This window comes from Bradyrhizobium sp. CCBAU 53351, from assembly GCF_015291745.1.
Taxonomy (GTDB): domain Bacteria; phylum Pseudomonadota; class Alphaproteobacteria; order Rhizobiales; family Xanthobacteraceae; genus Bradyrhizobium.
The window spans coordinates 6,658,172-6,683,903 of sequence record NZ_CP030059.1 but is presented as its reverse complement, the minus strand read 5'-3'; the positions used below and the strand labels follow the sequence as shown (position 1 = coordinate 6,683,903).

Genomic DNA, 25,732 nt, shown 5'->3' with positions numbered 1-25,732 from the left:
GCTGGCCTTACTTCGGCGCCATGCGCAGCGAGCCGTCGAGGCGCACCACTTCGCCGTTCAGGTACGCATTCTCGACCATGTGCAGCGCGAGCGCGGCGAATTCGTCGGCCTGGCCGAGCCGGCGCGGGAAGGGGATGGCGGCGGCGAGCGAGTCCTGGGCTTCCTGCGGCAGGTTCGCCAGCAGCGGCGTCAGGAACAGGCCGGGTGCGATGGTCAGCACGCGGACGCCGAACTGCGCGAGCTCGCGCGCGATCGGCAGCGTCATGCCGACGATGCCGCCCTTGGAGGCCGAATAGGCGGACTGGCCGATCTGGCCGTCATAGGCGGCGACGGACGCCGTGTTGATGATGACGCCGCGCTCGCCGGTCGCCTGCGGCTCGAGCTTGGACATCTCGGTGGCGGCAAGGCGCAGCATGTTGAAGGTGCCGATCAGATTGACCTTGATCACCTTGTCGAAATCGGCGAGCGCCATCGGACCGTCGCGGCCGACCACACGCTTGGCAACACCGATGCCGGCGCAATTGACCAGCACCCGCGCCGGGCCGTGAGCTTTCGCGGCCTGCGCGACCGCAGCTTCAGCGGAGGCGGCATCGGAGACGTCGCAGGTCACGGCCACGCCCTTGATCTCGGCGGCAACTGTCTCGGCAAGCTTGGTATTGAGGTCGCAGACCGCGACTTTGGCGCCCTGCGCCGCCAGCTTTCGCGCGGTGGCAGCGCCCAGTCCCGATGCGCCGCCGGTGACGATGGCTGCCTGATCCTTCAACAACATGGCGTTCTCCTAATGCGATGATTTCTTATCCGACCGATATCACACGGCCCGACGGATTGGCAGCGTAGAGCTCCTCGATCAATTCGGCGCGGTGCTCGAGCACGGCGCGCTGGTTGATCGAGCCCTTGTCGGTGACCTCGCCCTTGTCGATCGAGAGCGGTGCGTCCATCAGGATCGCGCGCGTGATCCGGGTCGAGGATCCCGTGGCCTGGCTGAGGAAGCGCGTCAGGCGCTCGCGGAAGGCTTCGCGCACCAGGCGGTCGCGCGTCGCGACGACGAGATCGTCGGTCGGCAGCGTCGGGTTGATCAGCCGGCAACCGTCGAGGTCGAGCACGACCAGCGCGGAGACCTCGTCGCGGTTGATGCCGGCGATGACGACGTCGCGCACCAGCGGCGCGCAGGCCGCCGTGAGGCGTGCACGCAGGGGACCGACGCTGACCCAGGTGCCGCTGGCGAGCTTGAAATCTTCACCGACGCGGCCGTCGAAATCGAAGCCGGCGTTGAGATCGTCGGGGTCTGCGGGCTTGAGCGCATCGCCCATCTTGTAAAATCCCTCCTCGTCGAAGGATTTCGCGCTGATGTCGGGTTGGCGCCAATAGCCGGGCATGACGTTCGGCCCCTTGGCGCGCACCTCCAGCTTGCCGTTGTTCGGCACCAGCTTGGCGTCGTTGCCCGACACCGGCAGGCCGACATGGCCGGAGCGGCTGGTGCGAGGGTTGACCGACATGAAGAACGGCGCGGTCTCGGTCGCCCCGAGTCCGGTCAGCATCGGCACGCGATAACCTTTTTCCTTCACCGCGAGTTCGTCGAGACTGTCCCAGATGAAGGGCGAGAGCGCGGCGCCCGAGAAGAACATCGCGTGCAGCCGGTCGAAAAACTTTGCGCGCAGGCCCTGGTCGTCGCGCAGATAGGGCAGCAGCGATTCATAGCCCTTGGGCACGTTGAAATAGACCGTCGGCGAGATCTCCTGGAGATTGCGCACGGTCTCCTCGATGCCGCCGGGCATCGGCTTGCCGGCGTCCAGATACATCGAGCCGCCATTGTAGAGCGTCAGCCCGATATTGTGGTTGCCGCCAAAGGTGTGATTCCAGGGCAGCCAATCGATAATGACGGGCGGCTCGTCCTTCAGGAAGGCGAGCGTCTCGCGCAGCATCACCTGGTTGGCGCAGATCATGCGCTGGGTGTTGATGACGGCCTTCGGGTTGCCGGTCGAGCCCGAGGTCAGCAGGAACTTTGCGATCGTGTCGGGGCCGATCCTGCCATGGACCTCGTCGAGATCGCCGCGGATCGGCGCCGCCATGAGGTCGGCGAGCAGGGTGACGTCGCGCCCGGGCACATGGCCGTAGGACGCTGCGATCTCGGTGCCGAGCGAGACATTGGCGGCGAGCGCATCGGCAAACTTGTCGGCATCCTCGGCGAAGACGAGGCCAGGCGTCAGCAGCTTCATCAGATAGGACAGCTTGCCGTAATCCTTCGACACCAGCGAATAGGCCGGCGACACCGGGCAGAACGGAATGCCGGCATAGAACGCGCCGAACGCGAGCAAGGCGTGGTCGATCGAATTGCCGGAGAGGATGACGACCGGCCGCTCCGCCGACAGGCCGCGCGCAATCAGGCTGGACGCGATGTGCCGGCTCGCGGTGAGCAGCTCGGCGTAAGTTATCTTGCGCCAGCCGCGGCCGCCTTCGCGCTCCGCCATGAAGACGCGATCCGGCGTGGTCGCCGCCCAATGATGCAGGCGGTCGGTGATGCGGACGGGATAGTCGCCGAGCGGCTGCTTCGGCCGCAGGTAAATCGTGCCGTCGTCGCGACGTTCGATGTCGACGACGGGATCGCCGAACGAGATGGGCCGCAGCGGGAAAGTGCTCGCGCCGCGCTCCATGCTGGAAGAGGACGGCTGCGCGCTCATGACTTGGGCTTCACCTTTGCGGTCTTGTGCTCGAGGAATTCGCGGATCCGCCGCTTGGCTTCCTTGTCGCTCTGCGCGACGGTCGCCATCAGCGATTCCATGAGGAGGCCGGTCTGCGGATTGGCCTCCGCGATCATCGGCAGCGCCTGGAGCACGGCGAAATTCGTCAGCGGCGCGTTGGAGGCAACCTTGGTCGCGAGCTCCATCGCCTTGCCGAGCGCGTTGCCGCTTTCCGTCACATATTGCGCGAAACCGTAGGAGGCGCCTTCGGTCGCGCTGTAGACGCGGCCCGTCAGCATCATGTCCATCATCCGGGCGACGCCGATCAGCCGGGGCAGCCGCACCGAGCCGCCGCCGCCGACGAAGATGCCGCGTTGTCCCTCGGGCAGCGCGAAATAGGTCGAGGGTTCGGCGACGCGGATATGCGCCGAGCAGGCCAGCTCCAGCCCGCCGCCGATCACGGCGCCCTTCAGCGCCGCGATCACGGGAACGCGGCTGTACTGGATGCGGTCGAACACCCGGTGCCACATCTGGGAATGCAGCAGGCCGCCGGTCGCGTCATGCTCGGTCAGTTCGGAGAGGTCGAGGCCCGAGGAGAAATGATCGCCGATGCCGTGGATGACGACCGCGCCGATGTCCTCGGGCAGGTTGGCGAAACACGCGCCGATTTCCAGGATGATGCCGTCGTTCAGCGCATTGCGCTTGGCCGGCCGGTTCAGACCCACGGTCAGAACCCGGTCCGCCCTCTCGATCCGGAGCAGCCCGGAGGCACCCGCATCAGCGGTCTCGGCGTTTCCCTGTGTCATTTGCGTCCTTGTCAGAATAGTTATGTTGTATAACGAATTTTGGGGGAGTCAAGGTCACGGACCGCAGAATGCTGCTCTGCACACTATGTCGTCCCTGCGCACGCACGCAGGGACTCATAACCCCAGGGAGGAGTTTGGCGAAGGCTCGTCCTTCGGTACGCCGACCGCCCGCACTCGATAAATCACGCGGTATGGCTTCCTGCGCCCCGTGCGCAATTGCGCATCAGGCAGGGACGACGATGGATGATGTTGTTACACCACCTGATGCACGTCGATCACCACGCGATCCGCATGGCGCGCGGCCGAGCCGACAAAAATGTGCTCCATCAGCCAGCGATATTTCTCGTGCCCGGTCTCGAACTTCGGCACGGTGCGGAAATAGATCAGCTTGGGATCGACCGGCTCGCCGCGTTTGAGCTTCTGCAGCAGTTCGACCGGGCCAAAACGCATGCCCTTGTTCTCGACATAGACCACGGCACCGTCGTCGGTCTCGAAGGCATATTTCGCCTCGAGATCGATCAGCTCGTTGGGGCGGATGGTCTGGAAGTCGGCGCCGAAGGGGAGCACCTTGCCTGATATCGCGCCCGTCACTTCGCCGCCGATGATCGGAATGATACGGCGAACGCCGATCCCGGTCTCGCCGGCTGTCACGACGTCGCCGATGCGCGCGGTGATGGTGAAGACGTATTTGGTCTCGAGGATGGGGATCATCGGTCGCCTCCAATGTATCGCAGTGCGCCACTGCCCTAACTTCTCCCCTTGTGAGAGAAGGTGGCGCGAAGCGCCGGATGAGGGGTTGCTTCCGCAAACGCAGGTGCATGCGGAGAGAGACCCCTCACCCGTCTCGCCGCTATCGCGGCGAGCCACCCTCTCCCACAGGGGGAGAGGGGAAGATAACTCGCCGCTCTATCACGTCTCCTAATTCGCCATCATCCGTGTCGGCAGCCAGGTCGCCAGCAGCGGGAAGGCGATCAGGATCACGAGGCGGATCAGATCGGTGACCACGAACGGGATCACGCCCTTGAAGATCGTGGAGAAGGAGACGTCCTTCACCACGCTCTTGATGACAAAGACGTTCATGCCGACCGGCGGGTGGATCAGGCCGAGCTCCACGGTCATCACGATGATGACGCCGAACCAGATCGGGTCGAAGCCGAGATGGGTGATGACGGGGAAGATGATGGGCACGGTGAGGATGATCATCGCCATGGCGTCCATCAGGCAGCCGAGCACGAGATACATCACCATGATCAGCGCCAGCACGCCGTAGCTGCCCAGGCCAAGGCCGGTGAGGAACTCGGTCACTTTCTGCGGCGTCTGCGTCACCGTGAGGAAATAGCCGAAGATCAGCGCGCCGATCAGCACGGTGAAGACGGCGGCTGCGGTGCGTGTCGCCTGCAGCAGCGAGGCCAGGATCTTCTCGCGGTCGAGCCGCCCGGTGACCACGCCGATGATGAAGGCGCCCGCGGCACCGACGCCGCCGGCTTCCGTCGGCGTGAAGCGCGGCAGGAAGGGCAGGCCATAGAGGCCGCCGATCACGAACACGAACAGCAGCACCGGCGCCCAGATCTCCTTCAGGCCGGCAAAGCGCTCACGCCATGGCGTCACCTTGCCCTTGGGCAGGAAGTCGGGCCGGAAATAGCCGATCAGGAAGATCGTGATCATGTACATCGACATCGCCAGCAGGCCCGGAATGATGCCGGCGATGAACAGCTTGCCGATGTCCTGCTCGGTGATGATGCCGTAGACGGCGAGCACGGTGGAGGGCGGCAGCATCGCGCCGAGCGTGCCGCCCGCGGCGATCACGCCGGTCGCAAACGACTGCGGATAGCCGAAGCGGCGCATCTCGGGGTAAGCGACGGCGGAGAAGGTCGCGGCGGTCGCGACCGATGAGCCGCAGATCGCGGCAAAGCCGCCGCAGGCGCCGACGGTGGCGATTCCGAGCCCGCCGCGCAAGTGTCCGACGAAACCGTTGGCGGCGCGGAACAGCTCGCGGCTCATGCCGGAATTGGACACGAACGAGCCCATCAGCAGGAACATCGGGATGACGCCGAACGTGTAGTCGGTGACCGTGCGCATCGAGGTCTGGCCGACCAGCTTCAGCGCAGCATTGCCGTTGACCAGATAGGCGAAGCCGGAGACGCCGACGAGGCCCATGGCCATGCCGACCGGCACGCGCAGCAGCATCAGGGCGAACAGGGAAACGAAGCCGATTAAGGCGACGGCATCGGTGCTCATGATTACTCCGTCGCCTTCAATTTGGGATCGTGCATGTCTTCAGGATGGAAGATCAATCGGTAGGTGCGGATCGCGATCAGCAGCACGGCGGAAACGTCGCCGATCCAGGCGATCGCGAAGAACGGCCAGGTCGGCATGTGCATGTCGAAGGTCTGGACGTTGTCGTTGTAGGTGCCGCGCACCTTGTCGAACAGCGTCCAGGTCTGCACGGTGACGACGAACAGCAGAACCAAGGTTGCGAACACGTCGATCCAGCGCTGATAGCGCGGCCCGACATTGCCCCAGACGAGGTCGACCGTGATGTGGGTGCCGCGATAGGAGGTCGCCGCGATGCCCCAGAAAATGAGGATGCCGAGCAGCATGCGGCCGATGTCGAAGCTGTCGGGGATCGAATAGTTCAGCGTGTTGCGCAGCAGCACCGACAGGAAGATGTCGAGCGCGACAATGCCGACGAAGCCGGCCGCGATCCATTCGATCGTGTCGATGATGCGGTCCATCCAGGAGCGCTTCATGGGCGATGAGTCCTATCTAGAATTAGCGAAGCTGGGTTCAGCTGTTGCCGCGAAGAAGGTGCGCTCCGTCCCCCGCTTGCGGGGGAGGGTTGGGGAGAGGGTGCTTCCACAATCGAGAACCCCCAAGAGGAGAAAGCCCTCACCCGCGCCTTCGGCGCGAACCTCTCCCGCAAGCGGGAGAGGTGCAGCGAGCGCGCGGCCGCAGCCCGGCCTCACTCCGCCAGCGCGTTGTACTTCTTCAGCGAGGCCTTGAGCTCCGCCAGCGCGGCATCGGGATCGGCGCCGCCCTTCTTGGCGCCCTCGCTCCAAGTCTTCACCAGCGGCTCGGCGGCCTTCTTCCAGGCGGCGGTCTGCTCGGGTGTCAGCTTGTAGACCTCGTGGCCGGATTCGGCCTTCACCTTGTCGATGCCGGCATCCTCGAACTTGCCCCAGTGCTCGCCGACCACGCCGGCCATCTCGACGGAGCAGTTCTTGTCGATCGCGGCCTTCTGCTTGTCGGACATCGCATTGTACTTGTCCTTGTTGATCACGAACACGAAGGTCGTGGTGTAGAGCGGCGCCTCCATGTCGTATTTGGTCACCTTGTCGATGCCGAACAGCACCAGGGAGCCCCAGGGGAAGGTGACGCCGTCGGCCACACCGCGCTCGATGATGTCGCGAACTTCCGGTGCCGAGGACTGCACGTTGGTGCCGCCGAGCGAGGTGACGAAGTTCGCCATGGTGGCGTGCGCCGGGCGGATCTTCATGCCCTTTACGTCTTCGGGCATGACGATCTTCTTGGTCTTGGAATGGAAGGAGGAGGGCGAGTGGACGAAGGCGAGGCAGTATTTGACGTCCTTCATCTCCTTCTCGGCGTATTTGCGATACCAGGCGTCCAGCCCCATCGAGCCGCCCTTGGCGTCCGAGATCAGGAACGGCAGTTCGCCGGCGCCGATGATCGGGAAGCGGCCGGGCTGGTAGCCGGGATTGACGTAGGTGACGTCGGCAATGCCGTCCCGCGCCATGTCGTAATGGTCGAACGCCTTGCCGAGCTGCTGGGCGGGAAACACCTTGCCCTTGATGGTGCCGCCGGAATCCTTCTCGACCGCCGCGGCCCAGTCCTCCAGCGACTTCTGCAGCGGATGCGAGGCGGGCACCCAGTGCGAGATCTTCAAATCGAAGGTCTTGTCCTGCGCCAAGGCAGGCGTCACGCTCGCGGCCAGCAGCAATGCCAGACAGGCTTTTCTCATCACGCATCTCTCCCTGTTTCGACGGCGGGCTTCGATGGCCCGGTCTCGTTAATTAACATGTTATCTAATTGGCCGGCGCGTTCAAGCCGGAATTGGCACACGCCTCGGCGCGCCATCTACGTCAGCCATGTTGCATGGATTTGTCGCTGCCCGGGCGACCATCGCTCCCCTTTTGCCCAAACGTTATATGATATAATTATCGTCCGCGGGCCGGCGCGACAAGCGGCCCGGCCAAAGCCTACAGGATCGAAAGGAGCAAGTATTGCGGACAAAGGTCGCAATCATCGGGGCCGGGCCGGCCGGATTGTTGCTTGGGCAACTGCTGCATGCCTACGGCATCGATAACGTCATCCTGGAGCGGCAGAGCCCGGACTATGTGCTCGGCCGCATCCGGGCCGGCCTGCTGGAGGAGGGAACCGTCGCGCTGCTCGACCAGGTCGGCGCCGGAACCCGGGCGCATGCCGAAGGTCTGGTGCACGAGGGCATCGAGCTCGCCTTTTCCGGCCGCCGTCATCGCATCGACATGAAGGCCGCGACCGGCAAGACGGTCATGATCTACGGCCAGACCGAGGTCACGCTCGACCTGATGAATGCGCGCAAGGCCGCTGGTCTCATCTCGGTCTACGAGGCCAGGGACGTGCAGCCGCATGATTTCGACGGCAGTCACCCGCGCGTAACCTGGGTGAAGGACGGCGTCACTCACACGCTGGATTGCGACTTCATCGCCGGCTGTGATGGTTTCCACGGCGTCAGCCGCGCCAGCGTTCCGGCCTCGGCGATCGAGGAGTTCGAGCGGGTCTATCCGTTCGGCTGGCTCGGCATTTTGTCGGAGACGCCGCCGGTCAGCCACGAGCTGATCTACTCCAACCACGCCCGCGGCTTTGCGCTCTGCACCATGCGCTCGACCAGACGCAGCCGCTACTATGTGCAGTGTTCGCTGGACGACCATGTCGATCAATGGCCGGACGATCGCTTCTGGGACGAGTTGAAGCGCCGGCTCGATCAGGAGGCCGCCGACAGCCTCGTCACGGGCCCCTCGATCGAAAAGAGCATCGCGCCCTTGCGCAGCTTCGTTGCCGAGCCGATGCGTTTCGGCAAATTGTTCCTGTGCGGCGATGCCGCCCACATCGTGCCGCCGACCGGCGCCAAGGGTCTCAACCTCGCCGCCAGCGATGCGCATTATCTGTCGAGCGCGCTACGCGAGTTCTACGACGAGAAATCGAGCGCCGGCATCGACGCCTATTCCGCCACGGCGCTGGCGCGGGTATGGAAGGCCGTCCGCTTCTCCTGGTGGATGACCTCGATGCTGCACAAATTCCCCGACACCGGCACCATCGGCGCGCGCATCCAGCTCGCCGAGCTCGACTACGTCACGCAGTCGCAGGCGGCCATGACGTCGCTGTCGGAGAACTACGTGGGGCTGCCGTTTTAGGCACGTCGTTACCGGATCCTCCGTCATTGCGAGCGGAGCGAAGCAATCCAGAAATCTCTCCGCGGAGACAGTCTGGACTGCTTCGTCGCAAGAGCTCCTCGCAATGACGGCCGAGCCGGTTTCAAACATCTGCGCAAATCCCGTTTAAAACTTTGTAATTGATGCGTTCGTTACGGCTGTCGCGTTCAATGCTTCCGACCTCAGCAACGCGAGACAGCCATGACCTCTTCCGACATCCCCGCCGGCTTCGAGCCGCATTTCCGCAAGGCGCCGCTTACCGATCCCTGGGAGCCGCTCTATTCGAAGAAGACCGACAAGGGCGTCACCGTGGGATTGCGGCTGGCGACGCCGCACACCAACGCGCGCGGATTGATCCACGGCGGGTTGATCGCGGCGCTGGCCGATGCCGCCATGGGCTACAGTTGCGCGCAGGCGACGGGATGGACCACGTCGTTCGTGACGATCTCGCTGTCGGTCGACTATGCCGGCGCCGCCGAGATCGGCCAATGGCTCGCGCTCGAGGGCGAGGCGATCAAGACCGGCAACACGATCTGCTTCGCGCAATGCCTCGCAAAGGCCGACGACGCCGTGATCGCCCGGGCGAGCGGCACGTTCCGCGTGGTGCCGAAGAAGGGGTGATGCTCTCCCGTGCCCCGGACGCGGTGCGGCGCGAATTGCCGCTCCGCAGAGCCGGGGCCCATCCATCGACATGCTACAGTACCGCGGTCTGGGTGCCGGCTCTGCGCAGCAACGCTACGCATTGCAGCGCGTCCGGGACACGAGACCTACCCGAACCGCCACTCCGCCCTTTCCACCACGAGATCGATGAACGCGCGCACCTTGGCCGAGAGCAGGCGCGAGGTCGGATAGACGATGTGGATCGGCAGCGTCGGCTGCTCGTATGCTGCGAGCACGATTCTGAGCCGCCCACGCTTCAGCCCCTCGGCGGCCTGATAGGCCAGCACGCGCGTCACGCCGCCGCCGGCTTCGGCATATTGCAGGGCCGCGTCGGCGCTGTTGCTGGCGAAGCGCGGGTTCGGCGCCACCTCGATCTCGCGGCCGTCCTGCACGAAGCGCCAGGTCGTGGATGGGCCGAATGCGATGGTCTGATGCGCGAGCAATTCCTGTGGGGTCTTCGGCTCGCCATGCCGTTTCAGATAGCCCGGCGCCGCCACCACGATCCGCCGCATCTCGCCGACCTGGCGCGCCACCAGCGAGGAATCGGCGAGGTGGCCGATCCGCACTGCGGCGTCGACGGCGTCCTCGACGAGATTGACGAGGTTATCCGACAGCCTGAGCTCGGCGGTGACCTCGGGATAGCGCTTGAGATAATCGGTCATGACCGGCCCGACATGCAGCCGGCCGAAGCCGACGGGGGCCGAGACCACCAGCCGCCCGCTCGGCCGGTTGCGCTCCTCGCGCGCGGAGCCGTCGGCCTCCTCGACATCGGCGAGGATGCGCCGCGCGCGTTCGAGATAGCGCGCGCCGACGTCGGTCAACGTTACCTGCCGCGTGGTCCGCTGCAGCAGCCGGGCGCCGAGATGCTCCTCCAGCGCCGCGATCATCCGCGTCACCGCCGAGGGCGATAGCCGCAGCTTGCGCGCCGCCGGCGCAAAACCGCTGAGATCGGCGACGGTGACGAAGACGTGCATTGCTTCGAGGCGGTCCATGGCATTATTGCATATACTGCAACGATGAAGTGTCAAGCCGCTCGATTGTTTTAACGCCGGAAAGGTCCAGATTATGCGGTGAAAGACGCAGCAATGCGGCGGAATTTCAGGAGCTATTCCGATGACGGCAACTCACACCTACGCCAGCGACGTCGCCTTCTCGCCGGCGGTGAAAGCGATCCAGACCCGAAAGGGATCGCGCGAAGGCTACGCCCACGCCGAGCAGCGAGGATGGCGCACCGAGGTCGATGAGAACCTCGCGGCGTTCCTCGCCGACGCCAACAGCTTCTACTTTGCCACCGCTTCGGCCGACGGCCAGCCTTACATCCAGCACCGCGGCGGGCCCAAGGGCTTCCTGAAGGTGCTGGACAAGCAGACCCTGGCCTTCACCGACTACGCCGGCAACCGGCAATACATCACGCAAGGCAACCTGTCGGAGAATCCCAAGGCCTACATTTTCGTGATGGATTATGCCCACCGCCGCCGCGTGAAGATCTGGGGCGAGGCGCGAATCGTCGAGGACGACGTAGCGCTGACAACGTCGCTGATGCCGAAGGGATACCGCGCCCGCCCAGAACAGGTGATCCTGTTCAAGATTACGGCGTGGGACACCAACTGCCCGCAGCACATTCCGCAGAAGTTCGATGCGGGCGATGTTGCGGCCGCGCTGGCGGCGAGGGATGCCAGGATCGCGGAGCTCGAGGCGGAGGTCGCGGCGTTGAAGGGGGAGAAGACAGCCGGTTGATCTTCAAGTAGAAGAGACGACACGCTCCGCCACCTTCTTCCACAAGGGAAGAAAGGGGGAGTTCGCCAGCGCTAAACCGCGCTTTCACCTTCATGCTGGAAGCCGAGATAGCTCGCCGCGACCCGCTCGTTCGCGGCGATGTCGCTGGCCTTGCCGCTGAGCACGAACTCGCCGAGCTCCATCACGTAAGCCTGGTCCGCGATCTTCAGTGCGGCCTGCGCGTTCTGCTCGACAAGCAGCACGGAGACGCCGCTGCTGCGCAGCTCCGTGACGATGCGGAAGATGTCGGCGACGATGATCGGGGCGAGGCCGAGGCTCGGCTCGTCCAGCATCAGCAGTTTCGGCGCGCCCATCAGCGCGCGGCCCATTGCGAGCATCTGCTGCTCGCCGCCCGACAGCGTGCCGGCGAGCTGCTTGCGCCGCTCCTTCAGCCGCGGAAACAGCGTGTAAACGCGCTCCATCGAGGCCTTCGCCTTGGACCTCTCGATGCGGAAGGCGCCAAGCTCGAGATTGTCCTCGACATTCATGGTCACGAACAATTCGCGGTGCTCGGGGACGAGGCCGAGGCCCATCGCGACGCGGTCCTCGATGTCGAGCCGCGCCAGGTCCTGCCCCGCAAAGGCGACGCGGCCTTTCAGCGGCAGGATGCCCATGATGGCCGAGAGCAGCGTGGTCTTGCCGGCGCCGTTGGCGCCGACGATGGTGACGATCTGGTTGGCGCCGACCTCGAGCGAGACCGAGCGAACCGCTTCGACCTTGCCATAGGCGACGTGGGCGTCGGCGACGGACAACAGCGCGCTCATGCCGCCACTCCGAGATAGGCCTTGATCACTTCGGGATTGGTCTTGATCGTGGCGGGGGTGCCTTCCGCGATCTTGGTGCCGAAATCGAGCACCACGATGCGGTCGGCGAGGTTCATGACGAAGCCCATGTCGTGCTCGACCAAGAGCACGCTCATGCCGCCGTCGCGCAGCTCGCGAAGCAGCGCAGCTAGCCGCTGCTTCTCCATGTGGCGCAGGCCCGCGGCGGGCTCGTCGAGCAGCAGCAGCATCGGATCGACGCAGAGCGCGCGGGCGATCTCGACGATGCGTTGTTGTCCCAGCGAGAGCGAGCCCGCGAGCTGGTGCATCTGCTCGGTGAGGCCGACGCGCTCGATCTGACGGGCGGCCTCCGCAAGCAGCTTTGCCTCGTCGGCGCGATCGAGCCGCAGCATCGAGGAGATCGGCCCGGAATGGCCGCGCAGATGCGCGCCGATCGCGACGTTCTCCAATACGGTCATGTCGGGAACCAGCTTCACATGCTGGAAGGTCCTGGAGATGCCGAGCTTGACGATCTCCTGCGGCGGCGCCTTGTCGACCTTCTTGCCGAGCACCGAGACCGAGCCTGACGTCGCCGACAGCACGCCGGTGATCAGGTTGAAGGTGGTGCTCTTGCCGGCGCCGTTCGGGCCGATCAGCGCGACGATCTCGCGGGCCTGGACGTCGAAGGAGACGTTGTTGACCGCGACCACGCCGCCGAACTGTTTTCGCGCCTTGTCGACCTGGAGCAGGATGCTGCTCTCGCCGGGTGCGCGGGTGCGCTGCTCGAGCTTCAGGGAGGTGTCGGGCTTCTTGCCGCTCGTCCGCTCCGGCAGGAAGGACATCAGCCAGGGCCAGAGGCCGCCGGGTGCAAGCTGCAGCAGCGCGACCAGCATGATGCCGAACACGATGGTCTCGACCTGGCCGGAGCCGGGCAGGATCAGCGGCAGATAGCTCTGCAGCACTTCTTTCAAGACCACGACGATGGCCGCGCCCAGCACGCCGCCCCAGACATAGCCGGCGCCGCCGACCACCGCGATGAAGAGATATTCGATGCCCGCCTGCGCACCGAACGGCGTCGGGTTCACCGCGCGCTGGAGATGCGCGTAGAGCCACCCCGAGAGGCCGGCGAGCACGGCGGCATGGATGAACACCAGCAGCTTGGCACGCGGCGTGTGCACGCCGAATGCCTCGGCCGCGACATGGCCGCGGCGCAGCGCGCGGATGGCGCGGCCGGTGCGGGAGTCCAGCAGGTTCATCGTCAGCAGGGCCGAGAGGATCACGGCGACCCAGATCGCGTAATAGATCGAGCCGGGCGACAGCATCTTGAACGTGCCGATCGACAGCGGCGGGATCGCCGAGATGCCGTCGTTGCGGCCGAGAAACTCCAGCTTGCTGAACAGGTAGAACAGGCCGAGCCCCCAGGCGAGCGTGCCGAGCGGCAGATAATGGCCGGAGAGGCGGACGGTGATCAGGCCGAGCAGCACCGCCAATGATCCGCTGACTGCCAGCGACAGCGGCAGCGTCAGCCAGGGCGACAGGCCATAGGCCGTCGACAGCACCGCGGTGGTGTAGGCGCCGAAGCCGACGAAGGCGGCTTGGCCGAACGAGGTCAGGCCGCCGACGCCGGTCAGCAGCACGAGGCCCATCGCGACCAGCGCCGCAAGGCCGATATTGTCGAGCAGCACGATCCAGAACGGAGGCATGCCCGGGACGAACGGGATCGCCGCCATGACAGCTGCGAAGAGGATGATGGGAAGCCGGCTCTGCATCTTGGCCTCAGTCCTTCTCTTCTTCGACGGCGGGCGCGGCGAGCGATCGCAGCAGCAGCACGGGGATCAAGAGCATGAAAACGATCACCTCCTTGTAGTTGGAGGCATAGAAGGACGAGAACGCCTCTACGATGCCGACCACCAGCGCCGCGACGGCGGTGAGGGGGTAGCTGACGAGGCCTCCGATGATCGCGGCGACGAAGCCTTTCAGGCCGATCAGGAAGCCGGAGTCGTAATAGAGCGTCGTGATCGGCACGATCATGATGCCCGACAGCGCGCCGATCACGGAGGCCAGCAGGAAGGCGATCTGCCCCGACAACGTGGTGCGGATGCCCGCGAGCCGCGCCCCGAGCCGGTTCACGGCGGTCGCGCGCAGCGCCTTGCCGTAGAGCGTCAGGCCGAAGAACAGCCAGAGGCCGACGATGAAGGCGATGGTGATGCCGTAGACGGTGAGGCTCTGGCCGGTGAAGCGCATCGCGCCGGCGGTGAAGGCGCCGGACAGCACGGCCGGTCCGCGCTGGCCTTCGGCGCCAAAGAACAGCAGGCCGAGGCCCTGCAGCGCGAGGTGGACGCCGACGGAGGCGATCAGCAGCACCAGCACCGAGGTGTGCGCCAGCGGCTGAAACGCGATGCGATAGAGATAGAGGCCGATCATCGCCACGATCACAAGCGACAGCGCGATGCAGATGGCGACCGGCGGCTTCTGCGCGGCGAAGTACACGGTGAGCGCCAGCACGATGGCAGGCAGCACGACGTTGGTGATCAGGCTGCGCCCGACCAGTCGTCCGTGCAGCGCCTTGCGGCCTTCGAACAGGTCGAAGGCGAAGGCGCCGACGCCGAGCGCCAGCGCGAGCTTGGCCGTCCCCGGCATCTGGCCCGCGGCCAGCGAGGCATAGGTCAGCGCGCCATAGGTGACGAATTCGCCCTGGGGAATGAGGATGACGCGGGTGACGGCGAACACCAGCACCAGCGCCAGGCCGAGCAGCGCATAGATCGCGCCATTGGTAATGCCGTCCTGCACCAGGAACAGCATGATGGTGGTATTCAAGACCGGACGCTCCCCCTAAAGATTCGGACCGGTCCCCCCGATTGTGGTGGACGGTCCGCTCACAGCCATTGAAAAACGCATGCGATATTTGATATGGTCCATAACAATTATCAAATATAACTTCAAGGGTGAGGGGCGACCCGCCCCAAATTTAGCGGGAATACGAGCACGAGGCGATGACCGTTTCCAAAACCGCTGAAAAGTCCTCCGAAAAGCCCGGCGAGGCGGCCAAGGGCCGCAAGGACGCGAGCGAGCCGCAGGCGGAAGCCCTCCAGCTCGGCGAGCTCTCCGAACAGCTCGGCTATGTCCTGAAGCGGGCGCAGCTCAAGGTGTTCGAGAACTTCTTGCGCTGCATGGCCTCGCTCCAGCTCACGCCGGCGCAGTTCTCGGTGCTGCTGCTGGTCGAGAAGAATCCCGGCCGTAACCAGACCGAGATCGCCTCTACCCTCGGCATCCTCAGGCCGAACTTCGTGGCGATGCTCGACAACCTCGAGAGCCGCGACCTTTGCGCGCGGATCCGCTCCACCAACGACCGCCGTTCGCACATCCTGGTTTTGACCGACAAGGGCAAGGCCGTGCTGGCCCGCGCCAAGAAGCTCGTCGCCACCAAGCACGAGGCGCGGCTGAACGATCTGCTCGGGCAGAGCAACCGCGAAGCCCTGATCGCGATGCTCTCGAAGATCGCGAGCGAGTTTTAAGCGGTTTCGTCATTCCGGGGCGATGCCAAGCATCGAACCCGAAATCTCGAGATTTTGGGTTCACGCTTGCGCGTGCCCCGGAATGACGAGAGACGCTCTCAATCCACCAGAATCACCCGGATATCATTGACGTTGGTCAGCGTCGGGCCCGGTTGCAGCAGATCGCCGGTCGCCTCGAAGAAGGCGGTGGCGTCGTTGTTGTCCAGATAGGCCTGTGGTTGCAGCGCTAGCGCCTTCATCTTCGCGAAGGTCGCGGCATCGATCAGCGCCCCCGCGGGGTCGGTTGGGTGGCCGGCACCGCCGTCGGCGCCGTCGGTGTCGCCGGCCAGCGCCGCAATATTAGGCGTGTCCTTGAGCAGGCTGGCGAGCGCCAGCGCGTACTCCTGGTTCGGGCCGCCGCGCCCGTTGCCGCGCACGGTGACCGTGAGCTCGCCGCCGGACAGGATCGCAAGGCGCTTGCCTTGCGCGCGTGCGTCCAGCGCCATCCTGGCGTGAGCGGCGGCGACCTCGCGCGCCTCGCCTTCGAGGTCGGCGCCGAGGTCGATGGTCTCGTAGCCGGATTGCCGCGCGAGCTTCACCGCGGCGTCGAGCGACTGCTTGGGCCGCGCAATGAGCTCGAAATGCGCGCGCGCGAAGGCCGCATCATCGGGCTTGCAGCTTTCGTTGGCGGGATCGTCGAGCGCACGGCGGACGGCATCGTCGATGTCGAGCTTGTATTTCGCGACGATGGCGCGTGCATCGGCCAGCGTGGTCGGATCGGGCACGGTCGGGCCGGAGGCGATGGCGGACGGATCGTCATGCGGCACATCCGAGATCGCGAGCGTCACGATCTCGGCGGCATTCTTGCCGGCGCGAGCGAGCCGGCCGCCCTTGATCCGCGACAGGTGTTTTCTCACCGTATTCATCTCGCCGATCGGCGCACCCGAGCGCAGCAGCGCCTTGTTGACCGCCTGCTTCTGCGCGAAGCTGATGCCCTCGCTCGGTGCGATCCAGTTCGCCGAGCCGCCGCCTGTGAGCAGCACCAGCAAGAGATCGTCCGGCCCGGCTTCGCCAGCGAGCGCGAGCGTGTCGGCGGCACCCTTGAGGCCGGCCTCATCGGGCACGGGATGACCGGCTTCGACCACGCGGATGCGGCGCGTCGGCACGCCGTAGCCGTGACGCGTGGTGGCGATGCCGACGAGGCGTTCCGGTGCGAGCTGCAGCGTGTCGAGATAATGGCGCTCCGCGGCCGCGGCCATCGCTGCCGCACCCTTGCCGGCGGCGAGACAGATCACGCGTCCCCTCGGCGCGGGCCGCAGGTGCGGCGCCAGAATTGTGCTCGGATGGGCGGCGGCAACGGCAGCGTCGTAGAGTGCGCGAAGCAGAGGACGTCGGTCGGTCATGACGGAAAGCCTTGGGCGGACAGCGAGACTGGCGGCGAGCGCGCCGGTCACATGCCTACCGCATTGGCCGCCAAAGCGTAAGCGGGCTTTACCGTCATTCGATTGTGCAATCGCGTGATCATAATCGGAACGCAAGCAAGAACCCCCTGTGCGATGAGCCCAGGGGGTTCTTTCGTCGTCGTGTATTTCAGCCGTTTAGCCGCCGACGTCGGCGCTGATCACGTCGCCGAACAGCTCCCACTTCTCGCCCTTGAACCTCTCGAGCCGGAGCTGGCTGATGGGTGCAAAGTCGGTCGGCGAGGTGTTGATCTGGACGCCCGGCAGCAGCACCTCGGTGCGGTAGTTCTTCAGGCTGGCGGCCTGCTTCATGATGTTCGCGCGGGTGAGATCGTCGCCGCACTGCTTCAGCACCTGGACGAGGGTCTGCGCCACGCCGTAGCCGACGATGGTGCCATGGTCGAGCTTGTCGCCTTCGGGGAAGTACTTGGTCATGAAGGCCAGGAAATCCTTCATGCCGGGGTCGTTGTTCCACTCGGGATCGGAAACGTCCTTGAGATAGTCGGCGGAAATGATGTCCTGGGCATTCTCGAAGCCGGCGGGCTTCAGCACGCTGCCGACGGAAGCCGAGACGTTGTTGAGGAAGTGCAGCGGCTTCCAGCCGATCTCGGCGTTCTTCTTGATCGCCTGCGCTGCGAATTTCGGCGTCGTGATGTTCATGAAGACGTCGGCGCCGGTCGACTTCAGCTTGACGATGTGATTGTCGACGGTCGGCTCGGAGGTCTCATAGCTTTCTTCCATGACGATCATCGAAGCGGCCTTCGCCCCGAGGCCGTCCTTCAGCCCCGTCAGGTAATCCTTGCCGTAATCGTCGTTCTGAAACAGCACGGCGATCTTGGCATCCGGCTTGTTCTTCAAGAGCCACTTCGCATAGATCTGCGTTTCGCTCTGGTAGTTGGGTTGCCAGCCCATGGTCCACGGGAAGTCCTTCGGATCGTTCCACTTGGTGGCGCCGGTGGCGACGAACAGCTGCGGCACCTTCTTGGAATTCATGTATTTGTGAATCGCCGAGTTCGGCGGCGTGCCGAGCGAGTTAAAGATGAACAGCACCTCGTCGCTCTCGACCAGCTTGCGCGCCTGCTCCACCGTCTTCGGCGGCGAATAGCCGTCGTCGTAGGAGATGAAGTTGATCTTGCGGCCGTTGATGCCGCCCTCGTCGTTGATCTTCTTGAAATAGGCGGCCTCGGTCCGCCCGATGATGCCATAGGCGGAGGCCGGTCCGCTGTAGGGCATGATGTTGCCGATCTTGATCTCGGTATCGGTCGCGCCGGTATCGTATTTCTTCTGGGCCGACGCAGTGGAGGTCGTGGCCGAAATGAGCGCGAGCGCCAGTGACGCGGCCGCAAACTTGCCGATGACAGCGGGCATTCCTATCTCCCTATTTTCTTGGTGTGTGTGCGTCCCTTTTCTTGACTTGATCTTTTTTGGCGGCGCGGCCGCAATTGAATACGATTTGGCTGATGGCTTCAACAGAAAGCCCCCGCGCGGGTGTCGCAGGGGCTGCGTCTTTAGTAGTCAGGGGCCGCCGGCTCTCGTGTGCGACTGCGAGAAGGTCCGGCTGTCTTGAGTTGTTTAACCAATCCGGGAGCGATTTTGAGTTGCGGGGCTTCAGTGGCCCATCTCGCTGGAGATGATGTCGCCGAACAGCTCCCATTTCCGGCCCTTGAAGCGCATCATCTGCAGCTGCTCGATCGGGGCGAAATTGTCCGGGGCGGTGTTGATCTTGATGCCGGGCAGCAGCGTGTCGGGTGCGAAATCCTTCAAGGAAGCGGCCTGCTTCATGACGTTCTCGCGGGTGAGATCGTCGCCGCACATCTGCAGCACCTTCACCATCGTCTGCGCGGCGGCATAACCGAACACGACGCCGGCATCGAGCTTGTTGGCCTTGGGATCGTACTGCGCGAGGAAGTTATAGAATTTCTTCATGCCGTCGTCGGCATTCCACTGCGGATCGGTGCCGTCCTTGAGGTAGCTCGCCGACAGGAGGCCCTGGGAGATCTCGAGGCCGGCCGGCTCGATCACGCCGCCGACGGAGGCCGAGACGTTGGAGACGATGTGGACGGGATGCCAGTTGATCTCCGCCGCCTTCTTGATCGCCTGCGCGGCGAATTTCGGGGTGGTGATGCTGATCAAGACGTCGGCGCCCGAAGCCTTCAGCTTCACGATGTGCTCGTCGATCGCCGGCTCGGAGGTGTCGTAGGCCTCCTGCAGCACGATCATCGAGGCCTTGGCGCCGAAGCCCTCCTTCAACCCCTTCAGATAGTCCTTGCCGAAATCGTCGTTCTGGTAGAGCACGCCGATCTTTCCGTCCGGCTTCTCCTTCATGATGTACTTGGCATAGATGCGCGCCTCGCTCGCGTAGCTCGGCTGCCAGCCCATGGTCCAGGGATATTGCTTGGGATCGTTCCACTTGGTGGCGCCGCTCGCGACGAACAATTGCGGCACCTTCTTCTCGTTCAGGTATTTGCGGATGGCGCCGTTGGTGGAGGTGCCGAGCGAGCCGAAGATCAGGAGCACCCCGTCGCTCTCGACCAGCTTGCGCGCCTGCTCCACGGTCTTCGGCGGCGAATAGCCGTCGTCATAGGAGATGAACTTGATCTTGCGGCCGTTGACGCCGCCCTCGGCATTGACCTTGTTGAAATAGGCTTCCTCGGCCTTGCCGATCGCGGCATAGGCTGAGGCCGGGCCGCTATAGGGCATGATGTTGCCTATTCTGATCTCGGTATCGGAAGCGCCGCTGTCGTAGTTCTTCTGCGCCAGTGCCGGGCTGCCCATTGCAGTGCACAAAGCGAAGACGGTCCAGAGGGCCGCAACCTGAAAACGAACGGCGGTCATTGTTCTCCTGCCCCGAGTTGCGTCGGCGCTGCATTGAACAAGATTGACGCCGGCCGTCAACAAAAAGCCCCCGCGATCGCTCGCGGGGGCTTCTCGAAGGTCGGACTATCGCGTCAGCGTGTCACTCGGAGGCGACGTCGCCGCTGATGATCTCGCCGAACAGTTCCCACTTCTCACCCTTGAAACGCTGCATCTGGAGCTGGGCGATCGGAGCGAAGTCGGTGGCGCTGGTGTTGATCTTGACGCCGGGCAGCAGGGTGTCCGGGGCAAAGTCCTTCAGGCTCGCCGCCTGCCTCATGATGTTGGCGCGGGTGAGGTCGTCACCGCACATCTCCAGCGTCTTGGCGAGGGTCGACGCCGCGCCGTAGCCGTAAACCATGCTGGTGTCGGACTTGTCGGCACCGGGCATATACTTGTCGACGAACTCGTTCCACTTCTTCATGCCGGGATCGTTGGCCCACTGCGGATCGGTGGAGTCCTTGGCATAGGCCGCCGACAGCACGCCCTGCGCGTTTTCGAAGCCGGCCGGCTTCATCACGCTGCCGACCGAGATCGACACGTTGGTGAGGATCTGCAGCGGCTTCCAGCTGAGCTCGGCCGTCTTCTTGATGGTCTGGGCCGCGAACTTCGGCGTCGCATAGATCAGGAGCACGTCGGGATTGGCCGCCTTGATCTTGACGATGTGGCCGTCGATCGAGGGCTCGGACACTTCATAGCTCTCTTCCATGATGATCATGGACGAGGCCTTGGCGCCGAGGCCGTCCTTGGTGCCCTTGAGGTAGTCTTTGCCGAAATCGTCGTTCTGGTAGAGGATCGCGACCTTGGCGTCCGGCTTCTCCTTCATCAGCCATTTCGCGTAGATATGCGCTTCGCTCTGGTAGGAGGGCTGCCAGCCGATGGTCCAGGGGAAGTTCTTCGGGTCGTTCCACTTGGTGGCGCCGGTGGCGACGAACAGCTGGGGGATCTTCTTGGCGTTGAGGTACTTCTGGATCGCGCTGTTCGAGGGCGTGCCGAGCGGATTGAAGACGACCAGAACCTCGTCGCTCTCGACCAGCTTGCGGACCTGCTCGACAGCCTTGGGCGGCGAATATCCGTCATCATAGGTGACGAAGTTGATCTTGCGGCCGTTGATGCCGCCCTTGTCGTTGATCATCTTGAAATAGGCTTCTTCGGTCTTGCCGATGACGCCATAGGCCGACGCCGGACCGCTGTACGGCATGATGTTGCCGATCTTGATCTCGGTATCACTTGCGCCGGTGTCGTATTTCTTCTGGGCGAGTGCAGCGCCGGAGGTGAGGGCAATGGCCGCCGTTGCCGTGACCAGCGCGGCGGCTCGCAGTGTTCTTCCAAAATGCAATTCGGTCTCCTTGGTTTAAACAACAGTCTTTGAGGGTTTCAGTTTCTTCTGAGCTTGCCGGCGAATTGCTGGCCCATGATCGCAATCTGCCTTGCGCCGTGCGGCACGAGGTAGATGACCAGGAACAGCAGCACGCCGAACACTGCGCCGGAGAGGCCCTTGGAGATGCTCTCCGCCATGTTCGGCACGAAGATGATGAAGGCCGCGCCGACGAACGAGCCGGGCAGCCAGCCGACGCCGCCGACGACCATGCCGAGGAACAGCGAGATCGCGAGCGTGATGGTGTAGCTGTCCGGCGCGACGAACTGAACCGCGATGGCGCCCAGCGAGCCGGCAACGCCGGTGATGCCGGCGGACACCCCGAAGGCCAGCGTCTTGTACAGTGCGACGTTGACGCCCATCGAGGAGGCCGCGATCTCGTTGTCGCGGATCGCCATGAAGGCGCGGCCCGAGCGGGAGCGCAGCAGGTTGACCGAGAAGATGTAGATCGCGAGCGTCACCGCGAGGGTGAAGTAGTACAACCACATGTCCTGCGACATCGGCAAGCCGAACGGCGCGTCCGGCTTGGTGACGACGAGGCCTTGCACGCCGCCGGTCCAGTGTTCCAGGAAGTTCAGCTTCAGGAGCTGCGGCATAGCGGTGGCGAGCGCGAAGGTCGCGAGCGCGAGGTAGACGCCAGACAGCCTCAGCGCCGGCTTGCCGAACAGGTAACCGAATCCGAAGCAGACCGTGGCGGAGATCGGAATCGTCAGCGCGTAATTGACGTTGAAATACTCCATCAGCACCGCCGACGTGTAGGCGCCGACTGCGTAGAACGCGCTCTGGCCGAGCGAGAACTGGCCGCTTCCGCCCGTCAGGATGTTTAGCGCCAGCACGGCAAGGCCGTAGATCAGGAGCATCGTCATCTGGAAGATGATGAAGTTCTTGACGAACACCGGCACGAGCAACAGCACCGCCAGCACCAGCAGCGAGGTACCCGTGCCGAGCGTCATGGCTCGCTTCGGAACCGCCTCGACCGCCTGGTGGCCTTCTGCAACGACTTCTTCTGCAGCGCTCATGATCAAACTCGCTTGACGATTTGCCGGCCGAACAGGCCAGCGGGTTTGACGACCAGGACGGAGATGATCAGCGCAAGCGCGATCGGGAGTTTCAGCTCGTTGCCGACGCCGGGGATGTAGGTGCCGGCGAGGTTCTCGAAGACGCCGACCAGGAAGCCGCCGACCACGGCGCCGAACGGGCTCGACAATCCGCCGAGCACCGCGGCGGCAAAGCCGTAGATCAGCACGCCGCCCATCATGTTGGGCTCGAGGAACACCACCGGTGCGATCAGCATGCCGGCGATCGATCCGATGGCGGTCGCCATGCCCCAGCCGAGCGCGATCATCCAGCTCGTGTTGATGCCGACGAGGCGGGCCGATTCAGGCACCGAGGCGGCCGCGCGCATCGCAAGACCGATCCGCGTGTACTGGAAGAAGAAGTAGAGGCCGAGCAGCAGCAGCACGGTGACGCCGATCATGCCGGCCTGGTGGGTCGAGATCAGCTGGCTGCCCAGGAACGGCGAGGAGCCGAACGGGGTCGGATACTGCTTGATGGTGAAGTCCCAGATCAGGCCGGCCGAGGAGTTGATGATCGCGAACAACGCGATGAAGCCGGCGACGTTGGTCAGCACCGGCGCTTTCGCAAGCGGCTTGAACAGGATGCGCTCGATCGCGATGCCGGCGACGAAGGAGAATGCCAGCGTGATCACGAAGGCGGCCCAGTAAGACACGCCCCATTGCATCAGCTGCCAGGATATGAAGGTCGAGAACATCGCCATCTCGCCTTGGGCGAAGTTGAGATGGTCGATGGCCTGGTAGATCATGACGACGGCGAGCGCCATGCAGGCATAGATCGCGCCCGTGGCAATGCCGGCCAGGACCTGGTTGGTGAACAGCTCCATTGTCCCAGCTCCCTCAGTAACCCAGATAGGATTTGCGGATTTCTTCGTTGTTCGCGATGTCCTTGGCGTTGCCAGACATCACGATGCGGCCGGTCTCGATCACATAGGCCTGGTCGGCGAGCTCGAGCGCGAGCTGGGCGTTCTGCTCGACCACCAGGATCGACACCTTGTCCTCGCGGTTGATCTTGCCGAGGATGCCGAACAGGTCGCGCACGACCAGCGGCGCGAGTCCGAAGGACGGCTCGTCCAGCAGCATCAGCCGCGGCCGCAGCATCAGGGCGCGCGCGACCGCGAGCATCTGCTGCTCGCCGCCGGAGAGCGTGCCGGCCTGCTGGGTGTGGCGCTGCTTCAGCACGGGGAAGTGTGCATACATGCGCTCGATGTCGGAGACGATGCCAGCGCTGTCCTTGCGGGTGATGGCCCCGAGCTGGAGGTTCTCCTCCACCGTCATGGTGGTGAAGGTGCCGCGGCCCTGCGGCACATGGGCAATACCGAACCGCACGATGCTCTCGGTGGAGCGGTTGTTCAGCGGCTTGCCGTCGAACTCGATCCCGCCCGTCGAGCGCACCATGTTGCAGATCGCGCGCAGCGTGGTGGTCTTGCCGGCGCCATTGGCGCCCAGCAGCGTCGTCAGCGATCCCTCGTTCAGCGAGAAGGACAGGCCGTGGAGCGCCTGGACCTGGCCGTAATAGGCGCGCAGGTCCTTGACGTTGAGCAGTGTCGTCATTGGTCCTTGCTCCCGAGATAGGCCTTGATGACGTCGGGGTCCGCCTGCACCTGGGCGGGCGTGCCTTCCGCGAGCTTCTTGCCGAAGTTCAGCGCGACGACGTGATCGGCGATCGACATCACGAGGCCCATGTGGTGCTCGACCAGCAGCACCGTCATATGGCGCTCGTCGCGAATGCGGCGGATGAGGTCGCCAAGCACGTAGACTTCCTCGTGATTGAGGCCGCCGGCGGGCTCGTCGAGCAGCAGGATCTTCGGGTCGGCCGCGAGCGCGCGGGCCAGCTCGACGCGCTTCTGCGTGCCGAAGGGTAGCCCGGACACGACGGTGTGGGCGACGTCCTCGAGGTTGAGGTAGGCGAGGATCTCGTGCACCTTCTTGTTGACGTCGGTCTCGCTGCGGCGGATCCAGGCCAGGCGCAGTGAGTCGCTGATGATGTCGCTGGAGGTCCGGGCGTGCGTTCCGACGCGGACATTGTCCATCACCGAGAGGTTCGGAAACAGCGCCACGTTCTGGAATGTGCGGCCAATGCCGATCTCGGCGATGCGGTGCGGCGGCCGCGTCAGGATGCTTGCGCCTTCCATCAGGATGTCGCCGGACGAGGGCTGATAGAGCCGGGACAGACAGTTGAACAGCGTGGTCTTGCCGGCGCCGTTGGGCCCGATCAAGCCGAGGATCTGGCCCTTGTGCATGTCAAAGGACACACCGTTGAGCGCGACAATGCCGCCGAACACGACGCTGACGTCGCGAACCGCGAGCAGGGGCGATGTCCCCTGCGCGAGCTGTGCCTGCGTCATCTCGTCTCGCTCACGTCGTTCAGTGAGCGAAGGGGCGATGCGAACCGCTCCCGACGATGACAAAGACTATCTGATCCCCTCGGCCAAACGCGCAACTTTCCCTCCTGATTTCAGCTTTTTGCTGACGTCTTTTTTGGAATGCGGCATCAGACCCCCGAGCGCCGCTTCGATGTTCCTTACCATCGCTAGGAGACGCGGTCCAATGTCGTTGATCAAACGCTCTTCCGTGAAGCGGAATGCGGGCGCGCCGCAATTGAACGCGTAAGGTCCGGTTCCGTCGTTGAGCTTGAGCGCGACGCCGGCGGCGCCGATGTCGTCGTGCCAGTCACCGACCGAAATCGCAAAGCCGTATTTCGCGACGGTTTCGCCGGAACGCTCCAGCCCGTCGCGCATCTTGGGCCAGCGGCTGCCGTAATGCTCGCGCAACAGACGCGACAACTCCGCGCGGTCGTCGTCGTCGAGCGCCCAGAAATAGGCGCGGCCCATCGCACTGGTTGCAATCGGCACGCGGGAGCCGACGTCAAGTTGAACGCCGACCGTCTCGCTGCCGCGGCTTTGCCCGAAATAGATCATGCTGTGACGGTCGCGCCCGCCGACGGCGACGGCGCCGCCGGTCGCGCGCATCACATCCTCGCGGAACGGCTCGGACAAATGCCGAACGCCGAGATTGGCGAGCGCGGCATAGCCGAGCGACATCGCGGCGGGCGTGAGCTGGTACTTCTCGAAGCGGGGAACCGGCGCAAGATAACCCAGCTTGGTCAGCGTGTAGGTCAGCCGCGACACCGTTGGCTTCGGCAGATTGGTGCGCGCCGCAATCTCCTGATTGCCGAGAAGGCCGTCATTGGGGTGGAATGCTCGCAATACGTCCAGTCCGCGGGAAAGCGCGACGACGAAATTCCGATCGGTCGCAGTCTTCTTTCCTGTACGCTTCATCCCTGATCTGCTTCTTGCGCGGAGTCGTTGACAAGCCACGTGCTTCAAAATAACCCTGCCGTCAAGATGCGGAATTAAATTCC

The 25,732-nt window shown here is 64.2% G+C and carries 24 protein-coding genes; 4 read left to right on the top strand and 20 right to left on the bottom strand.

Annotation, left to right across the window (positions count from 1 at the left end; all coding sequences use genetic code 11):
- Window positions 1–7: 7 nt before the first annotated feature.
- From XH83_RS31755 to XH83_RS31725, 7 genes are all read right to left on the bottom strand, one after another.
- Complete coding sequence (locus XH83_RS31755; RefSeq protein WP_063200588.1) at window positions 8–769, bottom strand: SDR family NAD(P)-dependent oxidoreductase; 762 nt, start codon at window positions 767–769, stop codon at window positions 8–10.
- Window positions 770–794: 25 nt separating this feature from the next.
- Complete coding sequence (locus XH83_RS31750; protein WP_194404522.1) at window positions 795–2,678, bottom strand: feruloyl-CoA synthase; 1,884 nt, start codon at window positions 2,676–2,678, stop codon at window positions 795–797.
- Complete coding sequence (locus XH83_RS31745) at window positions 2,675–3,484, bottom strand: crotonase/enoyl-CoA hydratase family protein (protein ID WP_194404521.1); 810 nt, start codon at window positions 3,482–3,484, stop codon at window positions 2,675–2,677. Before XH83_RS31745 ends, XH83_RS31750 begins: the two co-directional genes overlap by 4 nt.
- Before the next feature lie 252 nt (window positions 3,485–3,736).
- On the bottom strand, window positions 3,737–4,195 hold the full coding sequence (locus XH83_RS31740) for a DUF3237 domain-containing protein (RefSeq protein WP_194404520.1): 459 nt from the start codon (window positions 4,193–4,195) through the stop codon (window positions 3,737–3,739).
- A 207-nt stretch (window positions 4,196–4,402) separates the two neighbouring features.
- Entirely contained in the window at window positions 4,403–5,722 is a 1,320-nt protein-coding gene (locus XH83_RS31735; RefSeq protein WP_194404519.1) for a TRAP transporter large permease, read from the bottom strand.
- 2 nt (window positions 5,723–5,724) lie between these two features.
- Window positions 5,725–6,234 carry a TRAP transporter small permease gene (locus XH83_RS31730; protein ID WP_194404518.1) on the bottom strand — a complete coding sequence of 170 codons (510 nt, stop codon included), beginning with the start codon at window positions 6,232–6,234 and terminating at the stop codon, window positions 5,725–5,727.
- 212 nt (window positions 6,235–6,446) lie between these two features.
- Window positions 6,447–7,463: a TRAP transporter substrate-binding protein gene (locus tag XH83_RS31725; protein ID WP_194404517.1), complete on the bottom strand. Its 1,017-nt coding sequence runs from the start codon at window positions 7,461–7,463 to the stop codon at window positions 6,447–6,449.
- Between the two features lie 262 nt (window positions 7,464–7,725).
- Here XH83_RS31725 and pobA point away from each other — a divergent pair, with 262 nt between their 5' ends.
- Both pobA and XH83_RS31715 read left to right on the top strand, forming a co-directional pair.
- Complete coding sequence (gene pobA, locus XH83_RS31720) at window positions 7,726–8,895, top strand: 4-hydroxybenzoate 3-monooxygenase (RefSeq protein WP_194404516.1); 1,170 nt, start codon at window positions 7,726–7,728, stop codon at window positions 8,893–8,895.
- A gap of 219 nt (window positions 8,896–9,114) precedes the next feature.
- Window positions 9,115–9,534, top strand: coding sequence for a PaaI family thioesterase (locus XH83_RS31715; protein ID WP_194404515.1), 420 nt, complete (start codon window positions 9,115–9,117; stop codon window positions 9,532–9,534).
- 146 nt (window positions 9,535–9,680) lie between these two features.
- Here XH83_RS31715 and XH83_RS31710 read toward each other — a convergent pair whose 3' ends face one another.
- Window positions 9,681–10,565, bottom strand: a complete 885-nt coding sequence (locus XH83_RS31710; protein ID WP_194404514.1) for a LysR family transcriptional regulator — start codon at window positions 10,563–10,565, stop codon at window positions 9,681–9,683.
- 121 nt (window positions 10,566–10,686) lie between these two features.
- On the opposite strand from XH83_RS31710, the gene XH83_RS31705 reads away from it, so the two are divergent.
- Window positions 10,687–11,310 (top strand): pyridoxamine 5'-phosphate oxidase family protein, encoded by a 624-nt coding sequence (locus XH83_RS31705; protein WP_194404513.1) that lies wholly within the window; start codon window positions 10,687–10,689, stop codon window positions 11,308–11,310.
- A 71-nt stretch (window positions 11,311–11,381) separates the two neighbouring features.
- On the opposite strand, the gene XH83_RS31700 is transcribed toward XH83_RS31705, so the two are convergent.
- The 3 genes from XH83_RS31700 to XH83_RS31690 are packed head-to-tail and all read right to left on the bottom strand — an operon-like array spanning window position 11,382 to window position 14,927.
- Entirely contained in the window at window positions 11,382–12,113 is a 732-nt protein-coding gene (locus tag XH83_RS31700) for an ABC transporter ATP-binding protein (RefSeq protein ID WP_194404512.1), read from the bottom strand.
- Complete coding sequence (locus XH83_RS31695) at window positions 12,110–13,879, bottom strand: ATP-binding cassette domain-containing protein (protein WP_194404511.1); 1,770 nt, start codon at window positions 13,877–13,879, stop codon at window positions 12,110–12,112. The genes XH83_RS31700 and XH83_RS31695 overlap by 4 nt, the downstream gene beginning before the upstream one ends.
- 7 nt (window positions 13,880–13,886) lie before the next feature.
- On the bottom strand, window positions 13,887–14,927 hold the full coding sequence (locus XH83_RS31690; RefSeq protein ID WP_194404510.1) for a branched-chain amino acid ABC transporter permease: 1,041 nt from the start codon (window positions 14,925–14,927) through the stop codon (window positions 13,887–13,889).
- A gap of 176 nt (window positions 14,928–15,103) precedes the next feature.
- Here XH83_RS31690 and XH83_RS31685 point away from each other — a divergent pair, with 176 nt between their 5' ends.
- Window positions 15,104–15,625, top strand: coding sequence for a MarR family winged helix-turn-helix transcriptional regulator (locus XH83_RS31685; RefSeq protein WP_194404509.1), 522 nt, complete (start codon window positions 15,104–15,106; stop codon window positions 15,623–15,625).
- A gap of 98 nt (window positions 15,626–15,723) precedes the next feature.
- Here the strand turns inward: XH83_RS31685 and XH83_RS31680 are convergent, their stop codons facing one another.
- The 9 genes from XH83_RS31680 to XH83_RS31640 all read right to left on the bottom strand — a co-directional run bounded on the left by XH83_RS31680 (window position 15,724) and on the right by XH83_RS31640 (window position 25,649).
- A complete protein-coding gene (locus XH83_RS31680; RefSeq protein WP_194404508.1) occupies window positions 15,724–17,007 on the bottom strand; it encodes a glycerate kinase in 1,284 nt (427 codons plus the stop codon).
- A 195-nt stretch (window positions 17,008–17,202) separates the two neighbouring features.
- Entirely contained in the window at window positions 17,203–18,432 is a 1,230-nt protein-coding gene (locus XH83_RS31675) for an ABC transporter substrate-binding protein (protein WP_194404507.1), read from the bottom strand.
- 240 nt (window positions 18,433–18,672) lie between these two features.
- On the bottom strand, window positions 18,673–19,899 hold the full coding sequence (locus tag XH83_RS31670) for an ABC transporter substrate-binding protein (protein WP_194404506.1): 1,227 nt from the start codon (window positions 19,897–19,899) through the stop codon (window positions 18,673–18,675).
- Between the two features lie 121 nt (window positions 19,900–20,020).
- A complete protein-coding gene (locus tag XH83_RS31665; RefSeq protein ID WP_194404505.1) occupies window positions 20,021–21,256 on the bottom strand; it encodes an ABC transporter substrate-binding protein in 1,236 nt (411 codons plus the stop codon).
- Between the two features lie 38 nt (window positions 21,257–21,294).
- On the bottom strand, window positions 21,295–22,314 hold the full coding sequence (locus tag XH83_RS31660) for a branched-chain amino acid ABC transporter permease (RefSeq protein ID WP_194404504.1): 1,020 nt from the start codon (window positions 22,312–22,314) through the stop codon (window positions 21,295–21,297).
- Between the two features lie 2 nt (window positions 22,315–22,316).
- Window positions 22,317–23,195, bottom strand: coding sequence for a branched-chain amino acid ABC transporter permease (locus tag XH83_RS31655; protein WP_194404503.1), 879 nt, complete (start codon window positions 23,193–23,195; stop codon window positions 22,317–22,319).
- A gap of 13 nt (window positions 23,196–23,208) precedes the next feature.
- Window positions 23,209–23,922, bottom strand: a complete 714-nt coding sequence (locus tag XH83_RS31650; RefSeq protein ID WP_008135694.1) for an ABC transporter ATP-binding protein — start codon at window positions 23,920–23,922, stop codon at window positions 23,209–23,211.
- A complete protein-coding gene (locus tag XH83_RS31645; RefSeq protein WP_194404502.1) occupies window positions 23,919–24,716 on the bottom strand; it encodes an ABC transporter ATP-binding protein in 798 nt (265 codons plus the stop codon). The genes XH83_RS31650 and XH83_RS31645 overlap by 4 nt, the downstream gene beginning before the upstream one ends.
- A 66-nt stretch (window positions 24,717–24,782) precedes the next feature.
- Entirely contained in the window at window positions 24,783–25,649 is an 867-nt protein-coding gene (locus XH83_RS31640) for an IclR family transcriptional regulator (protein WP_194408460.1), read from the bottom strand.
- Window positions 25,650–25,732 lie beyond the last annotated feature (83 nt).

What these genes read in the sequence shown, in the direction of transcription:
- XH83_RS31755 (WP_063200588.1), bottom strand. Translation starts at nt 769, where the DNA reads ATGTTGTTGAAGGATCAGGCAGCCATCGTCACCGGCGGCGCATCGGGA.
- XH83_RS31750 (WP_194404522.1), bottom strand. Translation starts at nt 2,678, where the DNA reads ATGAGCGCGCAGCCGTCCTCTTCCAGCATGGAGCGCGGCGCGAGCACT.
- XH83_RS31745 (WP_194404521.1), bottom strand. Translation starts at nt 3,484, where the DNA reads ATGACACAGGGAAACGCCGAGACCGCTGATGCGGGTGCCTCCGGGCTG.
- XH83_RS31740 (WP_194404520.1), bottom strand. Translation starts at nt 4,195, where the DNA reads ATGATCCCCATCCTCGAGACCAAATACGTCTTCACCATCACCGCGCGC.
- XH83_RS31735 (WP_194404519.1), bottom strand. Translation starts at nt 5,722, where the DNA reads ATGAGCACCGATGCCGTCGCCTTAATCGGCTTCGTTTCCCTGTTCGCC.
- XH83_RS31730 (WP_194404518.1), bottom strand. Translation starts at nt 6,234, where the DNA reads ATGAAGCGCTCCTGGATGGACCGCATCATCGACACGATCGAATGGATC.
- XH83_RS31725 (WP_194404517.1), bottom strand. Translation starts at nt 7,463, where the DNA reads ATGAGAAAAGCCTGTCTGGCATTGCTGCTGGCCGCGAGCGTGACGCCT.
- XH83_RS31715 (WP_194404515.1), top strand. Translation starts at nt 9,115, where the DNA reads ATGACCTCTTCCGACATCCCCGCCGGCTTCGAGCCGCATTTCCGCAAG.
- XH83_RS31710 (WP_194404514.1), bottom strand. Translation starts at nt 10,565, where the DNA reads ATGGACCGCCTCGAAGCAATGCACGTCTTCGTCACCGTCGCCGATCTC.
- XH83_RS31705 (WP_194404513.1), top strand. Translation starts at nt 10,687, where the DNA reads ATGACGGCAACTCACACCTACGCCAGCGACGTCGCCTTCTCGCCGGCG.
- XH83_RS31700 (WP_194404512.1), bottom strand. Translation starts at nt 12,113, where the DNA reads ATGAGCGCGCTGTTGTCCGTCGCCGACGCCCACGTCGCCTATGGCAAG.
- XH83_RS31695 (WP_194404511.1), bottom strand. Translation starts at nt 13,879, where the DNA reads ATGCAGAGCCGGCTTCCCATCATCCTCTTCGCAGCTGTCATGGCGGCG.
- XH83_RS31685 (WP_194404509.1), top strand. Translation starts at nt 15,104, where the DNA reads ATGACCGTTTCCAAAACCGCTGAAAAGTCCTCCGAAAAGCCCGGCGAG.
- XH83_RS31680 (WP_194404508.1), bottom strand. Translation starts at nt 17,007, where the DNA reads ATGACCGACCGACGTCCTCTGCTTCGCGCACTCTACGACGCTGCCGTT.
- XH83_RS31675 (WP_194404507.1), bottom strand. Translation starts at nt 18,432, where the DNA reads ATGCCCGCTGTCATCGGCAAGTTTGCGGCCGCGTCACTGGCGCTCGCG.
- XH83_RS31670 (WP_194404506.1), bottom strand. Translation starts at nt 19,899, where the DNA reads ATGACCGCCGTTCGTTTTCAGGTTGCGGCCCTCTGGACCGTCTTCGCT.
- XH83_RS31660 (WP_194404504.1), bottom strand. Translation starts at nt 22,314, where the DNA reads ATGAGCGCTGCAGAAGAAGTCGTTGCAGAAGGCCACCAGGCGGTCGAG.
- XH83_RS31655 (WP_194404503.1), bottom strand. Translation starts at nt 23,195, where the DNA reads ATGGAGCTGTTCACCAACCAGGTCCTGGCCGGCATTGCCACGGGCGCG.
- XH83_RS31650 (WP_008135694.1), bottom strand. Translation starts at nt 23,922, where the DNA reads ATGACGACACTGCTCAACGTCAAGGACCTGCGCGCCTATTACGGCCAG.
- XH83_RS31645 (WP_194404502.1), bottom strand. Translation starts at nt 24,716, where the DNA reads ATGACGCAGGCACAGCTCGCGCAGGGGACATCGCCCCTGCTCGCGGTT.
- XH83_RS31640 (WP_194408460.1), bottom strand. Translation starts at nt 25,649, where the DNA reads ATGAAGCGTACAGGAAAGAAGACTGCGACCGATCGGAATTTCGTCGTC.